This window comes from Caulobacter sp. GW821-FHT11E10 (genome assembly GCF_058808375.1).
The window spans coordinates 143,290-157,921 of the sequence record NZ_JBXARP010000001.1; the positions used below are offsets into that span (position 1 = coordinate 143,290).

Here is a 14,632-nt window from a genome sequence, read left to right on the forward strand (position 1 = left end):
CTCTCTCTAGCTACTTCCAGATCGGGGTTCCGTCACCGGGAAGTCCCAGCCGGGCCCACTTTTCGGTCACCGCCTCCACCACCGATTGGTCCATGCGGATCTCCTCGCCCCATTCGCGCTTGGTCTCGGGCGGCCACTTGTCGGTGGCGTCGAGGCCGATCTTGGAGCCGAGGCCGCTCTCGGGGCTGGCGAAGTCGAGATAGTCGATAGGCGTGTGCTCGATCACCGTGATGTCCCGCGCCGGGTCCATCTTGGTGCTGATCGCCCACATCACGTCCTTCCAGTCGCGGGCGTTGATGTCGTGGTCCACGACGATCACCCACTTGGTGTACATGAACTGGCGCAGATAGCTCCACACCCCCAGCATCACGCGCTTGGCGTGGCCGGGATAGGCCTTCTTCATCGAGACCACGGCGATGCGGTAGCTGCAGCCCTCGGGCGGCAGCCAGAAGTCGACGATCTCGGGGAACTGCTGGCGGATCAGCGGGATGAACACCTCGTTCAGCGCCTCGCCCAGCACGCTGGGCTCGTCCGGCGGCCGGCCGGTGAAGGTGGTGAGATAGATCGGGTCCTTGCGCATGGTGATCGCCGTCACCTGGAAGACCGGGAACTTCTCGACGCTGTTGTAGTAGCCGGTGTGGTCGCCGTAGGGGCCCTCATCCTCGTACTCGTCGAGCAGGACGTGGCCCTCGATGACAATCTCGGCGTGGGCCGGGACCATCAGCGGCACGGTCTTGGCCGGCACGAGGTCGACCTTGGCCCCGCGCAGCAGGCCGGCGAACTGGTACTCCGACAAGGTGTCGGGCACCGGCGTCACGGCGGCCAGGATGGTGCCGGGGTCGGCCCCCAGCACGGCGCAGGCGGGCAGGGGATCCTTGTTGCCCGCCTTCTTGTGGCGGGCGTAGTGCTGGGCCCCGCCGCGATGGGCCAGCCAGCGCATGATGCACTTGTCCTTGCCCAGCACCTGCATGCGGTAGATGCCGAGGTTGAAGTCGTCCTCGCGGTCCTTGCCCGGACCCTTGGTGACGACCAGCGGCCAGGTGATCAGCGGGGCCGGCTCGCCCGGCCAGCAGGTCTGGACCGGCAGCTTGGTGAGATCGATCTGGTCGCCGGTCAGGACGACCTCCTGCACGGGCGCCTTCTTCACCGTCCCGGGGCGCATGCTCATGACCGTCTTGGCCAGGGGCAGCATGTCCCACGCGTCCTTCAGGCCCTTGGGCGGCTGGGGCTGGCGCAGGAAGGCCAGGAGTTCGCCCACCTCCCGCAGCTCGCCGGCGGTGGTGCGCGGCTCACCGCCCAGGGTGACGCCCATGGCCACGCGTTTCACCGTACCGAACAGGTTGGCCAGGGCGGGCATCGAGGAGCGCGAGCCGTCGGGCAGCAGGACGTGTTCGAACAGCACCGCCGGTCCGCCGGTCGCCAGCAGGCGCGTCTGGATCTCGGTCATCTCCAGCACGCTGGATACCGGTTCCTTGACGCGAACCAGCTCGCCCTTGGCCTCCAGGACGTCGATGAATTCGCGGAGGGAGCGGTAGGCCATGGGAACTCTCGCGGGTGTTCTAGTTGGCGGCCACGGCCAGGTCGTCGGCGTGGATCATCGGACCTTCGGTGAAGCCCAGCTCGGCCTCGATGGCGTCGGAGCGCAGGCCGGCGATGCGGTGGGCGTCGGCGCTGTCGTAGCGGACGAGACCGCGCGCGACCTCGCGGCCGGTCTCGTCGCGGACGCGAACGGCGTCGCCCTTGTCGAACGGGCCCTCGATGGCGCGGACCCCGGCGGCCAGCAGGCTCTTGCCCGAGGCCAGGGCCTTGGCGGCGCCGGCGTCGATCGTCACCCAGCCTTGCGGCGCGAGGGAGCCGGCGATCCAGGCCTTGTAGGCGGCGGCGGGGCTGCCGCCGGCCTCGATCAGGGTGGCCTTCTCGCCGGCCGCGATGGCCGCGAGCGGATGGGGGCGTGAGCCCAGGGTGATCAGGGTGGCGCAGCCGGCGGCGCGGGCGATGCGGGCGGCGGCGATCTTGGTCGCCATGCCGCCCGTGCCGACGCCCGCGGCGGCGTTGGCGCCCTCGGCCATGCCGGCGATCTCGGGCGTGATTTCGCTGACCAGCGGGATGTGCTGGGCCTTGGGGTTCTTGCGCGGATCGGCGGTGTAGAGGCCGTCGATGTCGGAGAGCAGCACCAGCAGGTCGGCGCCGGCCATCTGGGCCACGCGGGCGGCCAGGCGGTCGTTGTCGCCGTAGCGGATTTCCTCGGTCACGACGGTGTCGTTCTCATTGACCACGGGCACGACGCCCAGGCCCATCAGGGTCTCGGTCGTGGCGCGGGCGTTCAGCCAGCGGCGCCGCATCTCGGTGTCGTCGCGGGTGAGCAGGATCTGGGCGACGCCGATGTCGTGCGGCGCGAAGGCCTGCTCCCAGGCGTGCATCAGCAGGGACTGGCCGGCGGCGGCCGAGGCCTGCTTTTCCGGCAAGGTCGTCTTGCGGCCGACCAGGCCCAGGCGGCGGCGACCCAGGGCGACGGCGCCCGACGACACCACCAGCACCTGCTTGCCCTGGGCGCGCAGGGCGGCGGCGTCGGCGCAGAAAGCGTCCAGCCAGGCGCGGTTGGCCGCGCCGGTCTCGGCGTCGACCAGCAGGGCCGAGCCGACCTTGAACACGATGCGCCGGGCGGCCGCGAAGGCGTGCTTGCTGTCCCTGGGGGAAGCCAGACTCACGGGGTCCAGCCCCCGGGGGTCTCCTCGACGTGGTCTTCGTCTTCCTCGATATCGGCCTCGAGGTCGCCGCGACGGATGCGAACCTGCTTGTAGGCGGCGCGCAGCAGTTCGGTGACGCCCTGACCCGAGACGCCCGAGACCAGGAACGGCTTGATGCCGGACACTTTGGTCAGCTCGGCGATCTTCTCGGCGAGGGTTTCCTCGTCGAGGGCGTCGATCTTGTTCAGGGCCAGGATCTCGGACTTGTCGGCCAAGTCATCGCCATAGGCTTCCAGCTCACCCCGGATCGTGGTCCAGGCGCCGGCGATATCATCCTGCGTGCCGTCGATCAGGTGGATCAGGGTAGCCGAGCGCTCGACGTGACCCAGGAAACGGGTGCCCAGGCCCGCCCCTTCCGACGCGCCCTCGATCAGGCCGGGAATGTCGGCGATGACGAAGCGCTCGTCGGTCGACAGGTCCACGACGCCGAGGTTCGGGGTCAGGGTGGTGAAGGGATAGTCGGCGATCTTCGGCTTGGCGGCGCTGGCGGCGGCCAGGAAGGTCGACTTGCCCGCGTTGGGCAGGCCGACCAGGCCGACGTCGGCGATCAGCTTCAGCCGCATCCAGATCCAGCGTTCCTCGCCTTCCTGGCCGGGATTGGCGTATTTCGGGGCCTGATTGACCGGGCCCTTGAAGTGCAGGTTGCCCCAGCCGCCGTTGCCGCCCTTGGCCAACAGCAGGCGCGCGCCCGCATGGTCGAGGTCGGCGATCAGGGTTTCCTTGTCCTCTTCGAGGATCTCGGTGCCGACCGGAACCTTCAGCAGTACGTCCTCGCCGGCGGCGCCGTGGCGCGCGCGACCCATGCCGTGCACGCCCGTGCCGGCCTTGAAGTGCTGCTGGTAGCGATAGTCGATCAGGGTGTTGAGGCCTTCGACGGCCTCGATCCACACGTCGCCGCCGCGACCGCCATCGCCACCGTCCGGACCGCCGTACTCGATGTACTTCTCGCGGCGGAACGACACCGATCCGCCGCCGCCGTTGCCGGAGCGGATATAGATCTTGCATTGGTCCAAGAATTTCATGGGGCCCTTTTGTCCCAAGGCGTCCCGCGCGTCGAGCCCAAACGCCTTCGGAACCGTCCTGGGCCCTTGGGAAAGGCCGCGCCGGAACGCCCGATTTTCAGCGAAACGGTATGGTTTTCGAGGCTGTGACGCTTGGTCACGTGGGGGAGGCCGGACGGGCGTCGCCGCTGTGACGAAATGTTAAACCCGATAGTGCGACAAAGTGTCTTGGCAGCAAAACCGCCATTTCTTTTCGGCGGAACGGGAGGCTGACCTTGGCGACGGCAGTTGAAGGCGACCCAAACCTGGCGAAGGATCTCCGCGATCTTTCGATGCAGGAGTTGTGTCGCAAGTATAGCGCCGAGGCGTCGACGCACCGCAATATGTTGATCGGTCGCGGCACCGGCATCGCGCCGCAATGGCGCGAGTTCAAGGCCTTCCTGGCCGAGGTCGGCGTCAAGCCGTCGCCCGATCACAGCCTCGTTCTGGTGAATCGCTACGAGCGCACCTACGGCCCCGGTCGCGCCAAGTGGATGACCGCCGAGGAACAGGCGGCGCACGAAATCGAATTCGACCGCCTTCGCGCCGAAAAGCAGCGCGAAGAGCAGCTGATCATGCACAAGACCGCCGCCGCCAAGCGCGCCAGCTCGCCGGGCGCCCCGTCGTTCGGCCAATGGACGCCGATGGCCGGCAGGCAGGTGGCCTATACCGACGTCGCCAAGAAACTGGCCATCCCCGTCGCCGCGCTCTCCAAGACCATGCCGGCCGGCACGACGGCCGACGAACTGGTCAAGCGCTCGGGCGCGGCCAACGAACTGATCAATGAGAACGCCACCTGGCTGCCGCCGGACCCGGTTCGCAAGCAGGGTTTCTTCGAGGCCTACCGCATCTGGCACCTGCAGGTGCAGCCGCAGTTCGGCCGCGCCGCCACCCCGACGTTCCTGTTCCTCTACATCGCCCTGCCGGTCATGAAGCAGTGCCGCGACGAGCTGATGGACCTGGATCTGTGGAACCCGCTGGGCCAGCGGGCCATGGCCGCCCGTGACGGTCACCTCTCGTGGAAGAAGTACACGGAATTCATGCCGCGCGCCCAGGTGGCGCTGATGGAAATCCCGATCTACGCCACCTATTCGCTGCTCAGCGACCTGGACGCCCTGTGCGAACGGATCGTCACGGCCGAGAAGCGCTTCCGCGAAGGTCCGCAGAAGGTGATCCACACCCACCGCGCGGCTTAATTCGCGTCAGGGCCACTTCAGGGGCGTGCGCACGATCGCGTCGCGGTCGGTCCACAGTTCGCCATTGACCAGCTTCAGCTCGGCGACCTGGATCACCGAACGCTGGCTCCAGGTCGGATCCGCCTTGGCTTGCGGCTCGCGACCCTGCTGAACGAAATAGTAGAGATAGGCCCGCCCGTCGTTGACGACGACGTCGGCATGATGGCCGAGATCGAGATCGGTCAGGCGGCTGCCCGGCTTGTCCAGCAGCAAGCGCGTCTGGCGCGTCCAGGCCTGGGTGTCGTCCGACTTCAGGGCGATCAGGCCTTTCCAGCCGTCGACGATCATCCACCACGAGCCCTGGAAGAAGAACGCCTTGGCGCCTTCGGCCGCGAAGTCGCCGATGGGCGCGGGCTGACGCGTCCAGGTTTTCAGATCGGTGCTGTCGGCGGCGAAGATCCGGCTGTTGGCCCGCTCGTCCTTGAACCACAGGCGATAGCCGCCGCCGGGCTTCTTGATCACCCCGGCGTCGATCACCCGGTTTGAGCCGAGATCCAGGGCATCGGCGCAGGTCCAAGCCTTGAGGTCCTTGCTGGTCAGGTGGACGATCCTGGCGGTGGCCTCGGGAAGGCCCCAGCGGTGGAAGGTCCCCGGCACCACGGTCAGCCACATGTGGTAGACGCCAGCCTCGGCGAAGACCTCCGGCGCCCATAGGGTCGCGCCGGTGCAGGCGGCGGGGATGTTGGCCGTGCCCTCGTAGCGCCAGGACAGGCCGTCCTTGGAGACCGCCACGCCGATCGCCGTCTCGTGCAGCCAGGCCACGTCCTTCGGATCGGGCAGGCGCACCGTGGCGCGGCGGTTGGTGTAAAACATCCGCCACTGCTTGCCGACCCGGTCGCGGACGATCGAGACGTCGGCCGCGCCATCGAAGACGGGATCGCGATAGAGCGGTTTGGGCGCTTGAGCGAGAGCGGCGCCGGGCAGCAGCGCGGCGAGGACGAGGGACAGGGCCAAACGGCGCATGGCGGCTCCGAGAGGGGACACGGCGGTCACGGCCCGCCACGCCCCTCTCTACAGCACAGCTTGATTTAGGCCAGCCAGACCATCATCCGCGTGGCGGCCGGTTCGCCGCGCGCGACGGAAGGCTTGTGCTCGACGACCCCGGTGTAGAGGAAGCCGGCCTTGACCAGGACCCGGCCCGAGGCCTCGTTGTCCGCGAAGTGTCCGGCCGTGACGTAGCGCTTCTTCCAGGCGTTGCGGGTCCAGTCGAGGGCGGCCTTGGTCGCCTCGGTGGCATAGCCGCGACCCCAGTACGGTCGGCCGATCCAGTAGCCCAGCTCGATCCCGCCCTCTGGCGGGGTGAACAGGCCGACGACCCCGATCAGGCCTTCTTCGGCCAGTTCGACGGCGAAGGTGTTGTCGCGCGACCGGTCCTGCGTCCCGCAACGCGCGACGAAGTCCTCGGCATGGCCGCGGGTATAGGGCGAGGGCATGCGCGTGGTCATCCGCGCCACGTCATGATCGGTGCAGAAGGCCGCCACGCGTTCGACATCGGCCGTGGCCGGAACGCGCAGCGTCAGCCGCTGGGTTTCGATGACGGGTCTTTCTTCAATGACGCACATCGGCGCCTCCCAGAGTTCCTCCGGTCCTCATTGAAGCGGGACCGTGACGCCGCCATGGCGAAGCTGTCTTCGGAAGGCGGCGAGACAAAACAAAAGCGGGGAGCCCGGCGTTCCGGACTCCCCGCTAGAGATCGTCTGTCCGGATCGTCTTCTTCAAGAGAAGCACGATCCGAAAAACTCTGGTTCGTGCTTACTCGGCCGGTTGAGCGGCCGGGGTCACCGTCACGTACGTGCGGTCATGCTTCTTGGTCACGAAGCCCACAGCGCCTTGCACGAGGGCAAAGAGGGTGTGGTCCTTGCCGATGCCGACATTGCGGCCCGGATAGAACTTCGTACCGCGCTGACGCACGAGGATGTTGCCGGCGAGAACTTTCTCGCCGCCGAACTTCTTCACGCCAAGGCGCTTCGACTCTGAGTCGCGACCGTTGCTGGACGAGCCGCCTGATTTCTTGTGAGCCATTGTGCTCTCCTACCTTTAGAAGGCGTCGCCGTTAGGCTTCGCCTTCCTCCGTCTTGGCGGCTGCCTTCTTAGGGGCGGCCTTTTTCTTCGGGGCGGCTTCGGCGGCCGGCTCGGCGGCGACTTCAGCCTTCGGAGCCTTGGCGGCCTTCTTCGGAGCGGCCGGAGCAGCTTCCGAAGCGGTCGGGATCGTCGCCGGAACGGCGGCGTCGCCGAGGCCACGGGCGCGGGCGTTCAGGATGACCTTCGGGGTCAGGTCGATCGCGCCGTCCCACTTGGCTTCCAGGCCAGCGCCGACGACCGACGTGACGCGCACGACGGATTCGAACTGGCGGTGACCGCGGGTGCGGCGGTAGCCCTGGCGACGGATCTTCTTGAAGATCTTCACCTTCTCACCCTTGCGGGTTTCGAGCAGGGTTCCGGAGACGACAGCGCCGTCCACGGTGGGGGCGCCGACCGTCACGGCCTCGCCTTCGCCAAGCATCAGGACTTCACCGAAGGCCACGGCAGCGCCGGGTTCACCTTCGAGCTTTTCGACAACCAGCAGGTCGCCGGCTTGAACCCGGTACTGCTTGCCGCCGGTTTTGATCACCGCGTACATAGGTTAGCGCCTTAAAAACGTGCGTTCGCAAAATAGGGAACGCCCGCTCGGAAACCCGGCGGGCGAAGAGGGCGCGACTTATACAGCCCAAAGCCTGAGAGTCAACGCCGTAGCGGCGGAAACCACGGCCGTTTTCCCGAGGCGTTGCAAGATCGCAAGAACCCCCTGGTGTGTTACTTTATAACACGCTATACGCCGCTAGGTGAACCCGACACTTCTCGCCCCCATCGCCGTCACCGGCTTTACGGTCGCCTTCCTGCACGCGGCCTTGCCGACGCACTGGCTGCCCTTCGTGCTGGTCGGGCGCGGCCAGCATTGGTCGGCGGGAAAAACCCTGGGCGTCACCGCCCTGGCGGGGCTGGGCCATGTGGCCTTCACCATCTTGCTGGGCCTGGTTCTGGTCGGCGCCGGCCTGGCCGTACAGCCCCGCATGGGCGACCTGTTCGGCTGGGTGGTCGGGGCGCTGATGGTGGCTCTGGGTCTCTTCTATCTCTGGCGCGGTCGACACGATCACGGCGAGGCCGAGGTCCAGACCCGCCGCTACGCCTCCGACCGGGCGGCGATCATCGCCCTGGTGGTGCTGCTGACCCTGTCCCCCTGCGAGGCCTTTCTGCCGGTCTATCTGGCCGGCGTGAAGCACGGCTGGACAGGTTTCATGGCCTTGAGCGCGGTGCTGATGGCCGCCACGGCGGCGGGCATGCTGCTGTTCACCACCCTCAGCCTGGCCGGCGTGAAGCGGCTGGGGCTGGAGAAGATCGCCCGCTACGAGTCGACGATCCTGGGGCTGGCCCTGATCGCGATGGGCGCGGGCGTGGCTTTCCTCGAACTGTAACGACCCCCCGCTTTTGTTTGGCGGGGCGAGGCCCTAAATAGCGCCCATGACCCAAGCCTCTCCCGCTCCCGGCAAGATCCCCGTCACCGTGCTGACCGGCTATCTCGGCGCCGGCAAGACCACCCTGCTCAACCGCATCCTCACCGAGGAGCACGGCAAGCGCTACGCCGTGATCGTCAACGAGTTCGGCGAGGTCGGCATCGACAACGACCTGGTGGTCGGGGCCGACGAGGAAGTGTTCGAAATGAACAACGGCTGCGTCTGCTGCACGGTGCGCGGCGACCTGATCCGGGTTCTTCAGGGCTTGATGAAGCGCAAGGGCGGCTTCGACGCGATCATCGTCGAGACCACGGGCCTGGCCGATCCCGGCCCGGTGGCCCAGACCTTCTTCGTCGACGACGACGTCAAGGCCCGCACGGCGCTGGACTCGGTCACCGCCGTGGTCGACGCCAAGCACATCATGCTGCGCCTCTCCGACAGCAAGGAAGCGGTCGAGCAGATCGCCTTCGCCGACCAGATCGTGCTGAACAAGACCGACCTGGTCTCGGAAGACGACCTGCGCCACGTCGAGGCCCGTATCCGCAGGATCAACCCGCTGGCTCCGATCCATCGCGCCCAGCGCTCGAACGTTCCGCTGGACGCCATCCTGGGCAAGCACAGTTTCGACCTGGAGCGGATCACCGAGCTGGAGCCGTCGTTCCTGAACCCGGCCCACGGCGAGGCCGGCCACGTCCACGACGAGCACTGCGGCCACGACCATCATCATCACGACCATGGCCATGATCATGGCCATGTGCATGACGAGCACTGCGGTCATGACCATCACCACGATCACGGGCACGACCATGGGCACGCGAGCGCCATTCACGACGACGGCGTGAAGGGCATCTCCCTGACCCTGGACAAGCCTGTCGACGGCCAGAAGATCACCGCCTGGCTCAACGACCTGCTGGCCAAGCGCGGTCCGGACATCCTGCGCGCCAAGGGCATCATCGACGTGAAGGGCGAGGACAAGCGCCTGGTCTTCCAGGCGGTGCACATGATCCTGGAAGGCGACTTCCAGCGCGCGTGGACCGACAAGGACAAACGCTACAGCCGCATGGTGTTCATCGGCCGCGATCTCGACGAGGCCGAACTGCGCAAGGGGTTCGAAGCCACTGCGGCATAGGGTTCCAGATCCTCTCCCACGGGAAGGATCGAGGCCGACAAACAGAAAGCCCCGGAGCCTGCGCTCCGGGGCTTCGTGTTCTTGGCCGTCGCCGAGGGTGTTCCTCAGTGGAGGTCCTCATTGATGATCCCGACTCTGGACCAGCCGTTCTTGTGGACCTCGTTGATGACCCCCATCAGGATCTCGTAGGGCACGTCGGCCTGGGCGCTGATCATGACTCTCTGGTCGCCGCGCTTTCCGGTCTGGCCGTCGGCCGCGAACCGGGCGCTCAGGTCGCCGGCCAGAGTGTCCAGCCGCGTCGCTTGGCCGGCCAGGAACAGCGCGCCCGAGGTCTGGATCGCGATGGCGACCGGCTTGCCTGGCGGTACGGCGTTTGAAGCCAGCGGCATGTCCAGCTTGATCGAGGTCACGGCCGTCGGCACGGCGACCATGAAGATGACCAGCAGCACCATCAGGATGTCCACGAAGGGCGTGACATTGATGTCCGCGTTCTGGCGCACCGCATAGCGCCCGCCGCCGCCCGAGAGTTTCGCCGCCATTTCGCAACCCTTTCTCGTCGTGAAGTTACAAATGTAGATTGCTCTCTTTTCTACAGTTGTAAAGCCGAAGAGTCGGGGCGCGAAAAAAGGGCCGTGCGTCGCCGCACGGCCCCTGATTTTTCCGGCTGTCGCCGAGGACGATCCTTAGTGGATGTCTTCGTTGATCAGGCCGACCTTGTACCAGCCAGCGGTCTGCAGCTGGTTCAGCACGCCCATGAAGTCGGCGTACAGCACGTCGGCGTCGGCGCGGATCATGACGCGCTGATCGTCCTTCGGACCGGCTTGGTCGGTCGCGGCGAACTTGGCGTTCAGGTCATACTCGAGGTTGTCGAGGCTGCTCTGCTTGTCGGCGATGAAGATCGCGCCCGACTTTTGGATCGAGATGAAGACCGGCTCCTTGGGCTTCGGAGCGTTCGGCGGCGGCGGCGAAGCCGGCGGCAGATCGATCTTGATGGAGGTCACGGCCATCGGAACCGCGACCATGAAGATGATCAGCAGAACCAGCAGAATGTCCACGAAGGGCGTGACGTTGATTTCGGAATTCTGGCCCAGCGAATAACGGCCACCGCCGCCGCCAGCAAGTTTAGCCGCCATAGCCTGACTGTCTCCCAGTAGGTCGCGCCGCTTGGGGCGCGCCTGAAATGTCGTTACCTAGCCACGTCTGGCGCAGACGGGCGCGGAAGTAAAGCCCGACGACGCGCCGCAATGGCAACCCCTTTTCGAGTCTTTTTTGCCGAACGCCGTTCGAACGGGCGCCTTGCGGGGTATGGCTTCGCGTAAGGCGCGAAACGCGCGCGCCGGCGGGGCTTTCTGAAAGAGTCTGGTCGTCGCGCGCCTCGTGGCTTATCTCGCGCGCATGATCTTTTCTTTCGACGCCTTCGTCACCGACGCCCTGTTCGACCGCTCCGGCCGCGCCGCCTTCGCGCTGGGGGACGGCACTGTCCGCCTGCAGACCGAGGGCGGATTCGTCACCATCGAGGCCCACGGCGGTCCGATGGGGGGCGCGGTGCTGGCGGCGGCGGTGCACCCCAGCGGCAATGGCCTCGTCACCGGCGGCGACGACGGCAAGGTGGTCTGGAGCCGAATCGAGCAGAACGAGGTGGTCGCCACGGTGATCGCCGAGGTGAAGAACAAGTGGATCGAGCACGTCGCGACCAGCGCCGCCTCGGGCCTGATCGCCTTCACGGCCGGCAAGGAGGTCCACGTCCGCGACGTCGCCGACCCGACCTTCGCCCGCACCTTCACGCACGAGAAGACGGTGTCGGGCCTGGCCTTCGAGCCCAAGGGTCGGCGCCTGGCCTCGGCCACCTATGGCGGGGCCCAGCTGTGGTACGCGCGGATCGCCGACCAGAAGCCGACCCTGCTCAAGTGGGCCGGCAGCCACATCGCCGCGACTTTCAGCCCGGACGGCAAGTTCCTGATCTCGTCGATGCAGGAAAACCAGCTGCACGGCTGGCGCCTGTCGGACGGCAAGGACATGCGGATGGGCGGCTATCCGTCCAAGATCAAGAGCGTGGCCTTCTTCGACAAGGGCAACCTGCTGGCCACGGCCGGGGCCAGCGGCGCGGTTATTTGGCCGTTCGCCGGCGCCAACGGGCCGATGGGCAAGGAGGCCGCCGAGATCGGCTTCTCCCGCGATTCGACGGTGGTGCGGGTGGCGGGGATCGACGCCCATCCGGTGTGCTTCGCCGGGCAGGACAACGGCAAGATCTGGGCGGCTCACATGCGCAACGGCCGCATCGAAACCGTGAAGGCCGAGAAGGGCGCCCCGATCAGCGCCCTGACCACCAGCGCCGACGGCAAGCTGCTGGCCTGGGGCGACGAGAGCGGCGAGGCGGGCGTGCTGGAAATCCCGGACCTCAGCGGTCCGCGCCAATTCGTGGGATAGAGGAGACGAGACCATGGCCGACGCCTTGAGGAGTCCCTGGACTCGCACGTCGGTCGTGGTGAGCGCCCCGCCGGAAGCGGTATGGGCCGCCTTCATGGATCCGGCGGTCCTGGTCGAGTGGCTGCCGCCGGCGGACATGACCGGCCGCATCCACAGTTTCGATGGTCGGGTGGGCGGCGGCTACCGCATGTCGCTCTACTATCCGGAGGGCGAAGACGCCTTCGCCGGCAAGACGGCCGATCGGGAGGACGTCGTCGTAGTGCGCTTCACCGAACTCGACCCGCCGCATCGCCTGGTCGAGGCGATCGACTTCGTGGCCGATGAGCCGTCGCTGAAGGGGACGATGATCATGACCGCGACCCTCGCGCCCGTCGCGGAGGGCACGCGGGTCACCTTGTTGTTCGAGGCGCTTCCGCCAGGCCTGAACCCCAAGGACAACGACGATGGCGCGCGCCTGTCGCTCGACCAGTTGGCGGCGCGGTTCGCGGGCTAGAACCCCTTCAGTTCCCCCCAGGCCTCGAACGGGTCACGTTGCGAACGGAAATTGTTCACCGGCGAGGCTTCGTCGCGGTAGCCCAGGGCCATGCCGGAAAACAGCATGTGCCCCTCGGGCAGGCCGACATGGCTGTCGACCACCTTATTGTAGTGCGACCAGAACTCCTGCGGGCAGGTGTCCAGGCCCCGCTCGACGGCCAGCAGCATGAAGGTCTGCATGAACATGCCGACGTCGCTCCACTGCGGCGGGCCGCAGCGGCGATCGATCGAGAAGAACAGCTGCACGGGCGCGCCGAAGCCCTGGCCGTTGGTCGAGAACCATTGCAGCCGGGCCAGCTTGTCCTCGCGCGGGATGCCCAGCGCCCCGTACATGTCCTCGCCGACCTGGAAGCGGCGGCTGCGCAGCGGCTCCCACAGGTTGGGCGGATAGACGGCGTATTCGGGCTCGTCCGGCGACGCCACGCGCTGGAGCATGGTCGCCATCAGCGCCTTCAGCGGCTCGCCCGCCACCGCCTGGACCCGCCAGGGCTGGAGATTGCCGCCGGAGGGCGCGCGGGCGGCGGCCTCCAAAAGCTCGCGCACCACGGCGCCGTCCACCGGATCGGGCTTGAAGGCTCGGACCGACATGCGGCGGTTGACGGCGTCGATCACGTCCATCGAAGGCTCCCTTAACCCGGCGCGCTTTATCCCGCGCGACAGCGGCGTTTCGTGTGGTTAGCATCCGTCCGCTGCGTCAAGACAAGTGTGGATTGGGGGCGTTCGTGCGGCGGCTTCTGCGTAACATCGCGCTGGCTCTGTTCATCGTGCTGGTGGCCGGACCGGTCGTCGCCGTGATCCTGTACCGCTTCATCCCGCCGCCGGTGACGCCGCTGATGGTGATCCGCGCGGTCGAGGGGCGGGGGCTGGATCATCGCTGGCGGTCGATCGACACGGTCGCCCCGGCCCTGCCGCGCGCCCTGATCGCCGCCGAGGACGCCAAGTTCTGCGACCATCGCGGCTTCGACTTCGACGCCCTGCAGAAGGCCTATGCCAATAACGAGAAGGGCCGGAAGATCCGCGGCGGCTCGACCATCAGCCAGCAGACGGCCAAGAACGTTTTCCTGTGGCCGGGGCGGTCCTATGTCCGCAAGGGGCTGGAGGCCTGGTTCACCGTCCTGATCGAGACGATCTGGGGCAAGAAGCGGATCATGGAGGTCTATATGAACTCCATTGAATACGGCCCGGGCATCTATGGGGCGGAAGCCGCCTCGCGGCGCTATTTCGGGGTGGGGGCCGACAAGCTGACCCCGGCCCAGGCCTCGCGCCTGGCGGCCATCCTGCCCAGTCCGCTGAAGTGGAAGGTGATCAAGCCGGGACGGTACGTGGCCAAGCGCAGCAAGAAGATCGGCAAGGCCTCGGGCGCGGTGCGTCGCGACGGCCTGGCGGACTGCGTGAGCTAGCAGACAAGAAACGGGGAGGACGCCATGCGAGTCGCGCCGGGACCGACGCTGGAAACCGAACGCCTGATCCTGCGTCCGCCCGCCGACGCCGATCTGGACGGCTGGGCGCGGATGATGGCCGACCCCGTGGCCTCGCGTTACATCGGCGGCCAGCAGCCGCGCGCGGTCGCCTGGCGGTTCATGGCGACCATGGCCGGTTCGTGGGCGCTGAACGGCTTTGGCATGTTCTCGGTGATCGAGAAGTCCAGCGGCCAGTGGCTGGGCCGGATCGGGCCGTGGCGGCCGGATGGCTGGCCGGGAACCGAGGTCGGCTGGGGTCTGCATCCCTCGGCCTGGGGCAAGGGCTATGCGGTCGAGGCGGCCGAGGCCACGATCGACTGGGTCTTCGACCACTTGGGCTGGACCGAGGTGATCCACTGCATCGACCCGGAGAATACGCCCTCCCAGAAGGTCGCCCAGCGCCTGGGCTCGACCAATGGCGGGCCGGGCAAGCTGCCGCCGCCGTTCGAGGATCACCTGGTCGAGATCTGGGGACAGACGGCGGCCCAGTGGCGGACCCGCCCCGGTCGTTGATCCGTCCGGTTTCGTCGCATTGTCGGTGCGGCGGCAATATTCCCCGCGTTCGATTT

General features: G+C 67.1%; 17 protein-coding genes. 7 read left to right on the forward strand and 10 right to left on the reverse strand.

All coding sequences use genetic code 11. The features are described from left to right. Positions 1 to 10 precede the first annotated feature (10 nt). From AC1RRV_RS00705 to obgE, 3 genes are read right to left on the reverse strand one after another with little or no spacing between them, the layout of a single operon-like run. A complete protein-coding gene (locus AC1RRV_RS00705; protein WP_492857659.1) occupies positions 11 to 1,540 on the reverse strand; it encodes a UbiD family decarboxylase in 1,530 nt (509 codons plus the stop codon). A 19-nt stretch (positions 1,541 to 1,559) separates the two neighbouring features. Further along, positions 1,560 to 2,702, reverse strand: a complete 1,143-nt coding sequence (proB, locus tag AC1RRV_RS00710; protein WP_492858091.1) for a glutamate 5-kinase — start codon at positions 2,700 to 2,702, stop codon at positions 1,560 to 1,562. 2 nt (positions 2,703 to 2,704) lie between these two features. Next, the gene (obgE, locus tag AC1RRV_RS00715; RefSeq protein WP_492857660.1) at positions 2,705 to 3,769 is read right to left on the reverse strand and encodes a GTPase ObgE; all 1,065 of its coding nucleotides are present in this window, start codon (positions 3,767 to 3,769) and stop codon (positions 2,705 to 2,707) included. Between the two features lie 311 nt (positions 3,770 to 4,080). Here obgE and AC1RRV_RS00720 point away from each other — a divergent pair, with 311 nt between their 5' ends. After that, a complete protein-coding gene (locus AC1RRV_RS00720; RefSeq protein ID WP_492857661.1) occupies positions 4,081 to 4,983 on the forward strand; it encodes a hypothetical protein in 903 nt (300 codons plus the stop codon). 6 nt (positions 4,984 to 4,989) lie between these two features. Here AC1RRV_RS00720 and AC1RRV_RS00725 read toward each other — a convergent pair whose 3' ends face one another. The 4 genes from AC1RRV_RS00725 to rplU form a co-directional block, all read right to left on the reverse strand. Next, the gene (locus AC1RRV_RS00725) at positions 4,990 to 5,985 is read right to left on the reverse strand and encodes a glycoside hydrolase family 43 (protein WP_492857662.1); all 996 of its coding nucleotides are present in this window, start codon (positions 5,983 to 5,985) and stop codon (positions 4,990 to 4,992) included. Between the two features lie 65 nt (positions 5,986 to 6,050). Further along, entirely contained in the window at positions 6,051 to 6,584 is a 534-nt protein-coding gene (locus AC1RRV_RS00730; protein ID WP_492857663.1) for a GNAT family N-acetyltransferase, read from the reverse strand. A gap of 190 nt (positions 6,585 to 6,774) precedes the next feature. Beyond that, positions 6,775 to 7,044: a 50S ribosomal protein L27 gene (rpmA, locus tag AC1RRV_RS00735; RefSeq protein WP_492857665.1), complete on the reverse strand. Its 270-nt coding sequence runs from the start codon at positions 7,042 to 7,044 to the stop codon at positions 6,775 to 6,777. A 31-nt stretch (positions 7,045 to 7,075) separates the two neighbouring features. Then, positions 7,076 to 7,642 carry a 50S ribosomal protein L21 gene (rplU, locus tag AC1RRV_RS00740; protein ID WP_492857667.1) on the reverse strand — a complete coding sequence of 189 codons (567 nt, stop codon included), beginning with the start codon at positions 7,640 to 7,642 and terminating at the stop codon, positions 7,076 to 7,078. 202 nt (positions 7,643 to 7,844) lie between these two features. Between rplU and AC1RRV_RS00745 the strand changes: the two genes are divergently transcribed. Beyond that, the gene (locus tag AC1RRV_RS00745; RefSeq protein WP_492857668.1) at positions 7,845 to 8,474 is read left to right on the forward strand and encodes a hypothetical protein; all 630 of its coding nucleotides are present in this window, start codon (positions 7,845 to 7,847) and stop codon (positions 8,472 to 8,474) included. Positions 8,475 to 8,520: 46 nt separating this feature from the next. Beyond that, the gene (locus AC1RRV_RS00750) at positions 8,521 to 9,642 is read left to right on the forward strand and encodes a CobW family GTP-binding protein (RefSeq protein ID WP_492857669.1); all 1,122 of its coding nucleotides are present in this window, start codon (positions 8,521 to 8,523) and stop codon (positions 9,640 to 9,642) included. 104 nt (positions 9,643 to 9,746) lie between these two features. Here the strand turns inward: AC1RRV_RS00750 and AC1RRV_RS00755 are convergent, their stop codons facing one another. Both AC1RRV_RS00755 and AC1RRV_RS00760 read right to left on the reverse strand, forming a co-directional pair. Next, on the reverse strand, positions 9,747 to 10,181 hold the full coding sequence (locus AC1RRV_RS00755; RefSeq protein WP_492857670.1) for an ExbD/TolR family protein: 435 nt from the start codon (positions 10,179 to 10,181) through the stop codon (positions 9,747 to 9,749). 144 nt (positions 10,182 to 10,325) lie between these two features. After that, positions 10,326 to 10,775, reverse strand: coding sequence for a biopolymer transporter ExbD (locus AC1RRV_RS00760; protein ID WP_492857671.1), 450 nt, complete (start codon positions 10,773 to 10,775; stop codon positions 10,326 to 10,328). A 262-nt stretch (positions 10,776 to 11,037) separates the two neighbouring features. On the opposite strand from AC1RRV_RS00760, the gene AC1RRV_RS00765 reads away from it, so the two are divergent. Both AC1RRV_RS00765 and AC1RRV_RS00770 read left to right on the forward strand, forming a co-directional pair. Further along, complete coding sequence (locus AC1RRV_RS00765; RefSeq protein ID WP_492857672.1) at positions 11,038 to 12,069, forward strand: WD40 repeat domain-containing protein; 1,032 nt, start codon at positions 11,038 to 11,040, stop codon at positions 12,067 to 12,069. Positions 12,070 to 12,082: 13 nt separating this feature from the next. Continuing rightward, positions 12,083 to 12,562: an SRPBCC domain-containing protein gene (locus AC1RRV_RS00770; RefSeq protein WP_492857673.1), complete on the forward strand. Its 480-nt coding sequence runs from the start codon at positions 12,083 to 12,085 to the stop codon at positions 12,560 to 12,562. Here the strand turns inward: AC1RRV_RS00770 and AC1RRV_RS00775 are convergent. After that, positions 12,559 to 13,221, reverse strand: a complete 663-nt coding sequence (locus AC1RRV_RS00775; protein ID WP_492857675.1) for a nitroreductase — start codon at positions 13,219 to 13,221, stop codon at positions 12,559 to 12,561. The genes AC1RRV_RS00770 and AC1RRV_RS00775 overlap by 4 nt on opposite strands. Positions 13,222 to 13,313: 92 nt before the next feature. Between AC1RRV_RS00775 and mtgA the strand changes: the two genes are divergently transcribed. Together mtgA and AC1RRV_RS00785 are read left to right on the forward strand one after the other, a co-directional pair. Then, a complete protein-coding gene (gene mtgA / locus AC1RRV_RS00780) occupies positions 13,314 to 14,003 on the forward strand; it encodes a monofunctional biosynthetic peptidoglycan transglycosylase (RefSeq protein WP_492858092.1) in 690 nt (229 codons plus the stop codon). Between the two features lie 24 nt (positions 14,004 to 14,027). Continuing rightward, positions 14,028 to 14,576 carry a GNAT family N-acetyltransferase gene (locus AC1RRV_RS00785; RefSeq protein ID WP_492857676.1) on the forward strand — a complete coding sequence of 183 codons (549 nt, stop codon included), beginning with the start codon at positions 14,028 to 14,030 and terminating at the stop codon, positions 14,574 to 14,576. Positions 14,577 to 14,632 lie beyond the last annotated feature (56 nt).

Excerpts from the sequence above, each read along its gene's own strand:
- AC1RRV_RS00705 (WP_492857659.1), bottom strand. The coding sequence starts at position 1,540 with ATGGCCTACCGCTCCCTCCGCGAATTCATCGACGTCCTGGAGGCCAAG.
- obgE (WP_492857660.1), bottom strand. The coding sequence starts at position 3,769 with ATGAAATTCTTGGACCAATGCAAGATCTATATCCGCTCCGGCAACGGC.
- AC1RRV_RS00720 (WP_492857661.1), top strand. The coding sequence starts at position 4,081 with ATGCAGGAGTTGTGTCGCAAGTATAGCGCCGAGGCGTCGACGCACCGC.
- AC1RRV_RS00725 (WP_492857662.1), bottom strand. The coding sequence starts at position 5,985 with ATGCGCCGTTTGGCCCTGTCCCTCGTCCTCGCCGCGCTGCTGCCCGGC.
- AC1RRV_RS00730 (WP_492857663.1), bottom strand. The coding sequence starts at position 6,584 with ATGTGCGTCATTGAAGAAAGACCCGTCATCGAAACCCAGCGGCTGACG.
- rpmA (WP_492857665.1), bottom strand. The coding sequence starts at position 7,044 with ATGGCTCACAAGAAATCAGGCGGCTCGTCCAGCAACGGTCGCGACTCA.
- rplU (WP_492857667.1), bottom strand. The coding sequence starts at position 7,642 with ATGTACGCGGTGATCAAAACCGGCGGCAAGCAGTACCGGGTTCAAGCC.
- AC1RRV_RS00750 (WP_492857669.1), top strand. The coding sequence starts at position 8,521 with ATGACCCAAGCCTCTCCCGCTCCCGGCAAGATCCCCGTCACCGTGCTG.
- AC1RRV_RS00755 (WP_492857670.1), bottom strand. The coding sequence starts at position 10,181 with ATGGCGGCGAAACTCTCGGGCGGCGGCGGGCGCTATGCGGTGCGCCAG.
- AC1RRV_RS00760 (WP_492857671.1), bottom strand. The coding sequence starts at position 10,775 with ATGGCGGCTAAACTTGCTGGCGGCGGCGGTGGCCGTTATTCGCTGGGC.
- AC1RRV_RS00765 (WP_492857672.1), top strand. The coding sequence starts at position 11,038 with ATGATCTTTTCTTTCGACGCCTTCGTCACCGACGCCCTGTTCGACCGC.
- AC1RRV_RS00770 (WP_492857673.1), top strand. The coding sequence starts at position 12,083 with ATGGCCGACGCCTTGAGGAGTCCCTGGACTCGCACGTCGGTCGTGGTG.
- AC1RRV_RS00775 (WP_492857675.1), bottom strand. The coding sequence starts at position 13,221 with ATGGACGTGATCGACGCCGTCAACCGCCGCATGTCGGTCCGAGCCTTC.
- AC1RRV_RS00785 (WP_492857676.1), top strand. The coding sequence starts at position 14,028 with ATGCGAGTCGCGCCGGGACCGACGCTGGAAACCGAACGCCTGATCCTG.